Source organism: Nguyenibacter vanlangensis (assembly GCF_013376155.1).
In the GTDB taxonomy this organism is placed as follows: domain Bacteria; phylum Pseudomonadota; class Alphaproteobacteria; order Acetobacterales; family Acetobacteraceae; genus Gluconacetobacter; species Gluconacetobacter vanlangensis.
The window spans coordinates 1-1,029 of sequence record NZ_JABXXP010000881.1 but is presented as its reverse complement, the minus strand read 5'-3'; the positions used below and the strand labels follow the sequence as shown (position 1 = coordinate 1,029).

Annotated in this window: 2 pseudogenes; both read left to right on the top strand. The window is 68.9% G+C overall.

The features are described from left to right. Positions 1-312: pseudogene (locus HUK84_RS19845) on the top strand (MBOAT family O-acyltransferase); the annotation flags it as partial. 1 nt (position 313) lies between these two features. Then, positions 314-1,029: pseudogene (locus HUK84_RS19840) on the top strand (hypothetical protein); the annotation flags it as partial.

Here is a 1,029-nt window from a genome sequence, read left to right as displayed (position 1 = left end):
ACCTGGGCGCTGACGATGCTGTTCGTCATCGTGGGGTGGGTGCTGTTCCGCGCGCCGGACTTTCCCACCGCGGGGCGCGTGCTGCGCGCCATGGCCGGATTGCAGAGTGTAGGCCATGCCTGGCCGCGCGACGCGGCGGTGTTCTGGATCGCGCTGGGCGTCGCCCTGGTCGGCCCGTCTTCGCAGGATGCGGTGCTGCGGATGCTGCGCCCGACCACGCTGCTGGCCGTGCCGGCGGGCATTGCCTTCATATTGCTGCTGCTGCTGATCGGCGGACGGATTCCCGATGCCTTCATCTATTTCCAGTTCTGACATGTCCCGGCCCGGCCCGGCCCATTCCGCCGCTCTGACACATTCCGCACAGGCGGCGTGGCGACGCTTCGCGCTGGCATTCGCGGCGGCGCTGGCCGGCGCGGGTCTCGTGGTCTTCCTGTTCGTCGTCACCGTCGATCCGTGGGACATGCTGCCGTTGTCGCCACGCTGGCACAGGATCCCGATTTCCACCAATGCGCGCTTCACCATGCCGGCCCTGGCCGTCAGTCCGCGTTTCGATTCCGCGATGATCGGGACATCGACCGGCCGGCTGCTGCAACCCGCGATCATGGACCGGCCGTTCGGCGCGCGCTTCGCCAACATGGCCATGAACAGTGCCAGCCCGTGGGAGCAGGACCGGCTGCTGCGACTGTTCCTGCGCCATCATCCGACGCCGCGCGCGGTGCTGATCGACGTCGATTTCGCCTGGTGCTCGGCCTCGGCGCAGGCGCTGTCCGGCCCCAACAGGCCGATGCCGGACTGGATGTATGCCGGGTCGCCCTGGCGGGGATACGCCGAGATGATGAACCTGTACGCGGTGCAGGAAGCCGCGAACCAGTTCATGTGGCTGATCGGGCACAAGCGCCAGCGCTACGGATCGGACGGCTATACCAGCTTCGTGCCGCCCGACAGCCAGTATGACCGGCGCCGGGTCGATGCGCTGTTCGCCGGCTGGCCGGTCGACCGGCGGATGGCGGACGGGCCGGCGCCGGCGCC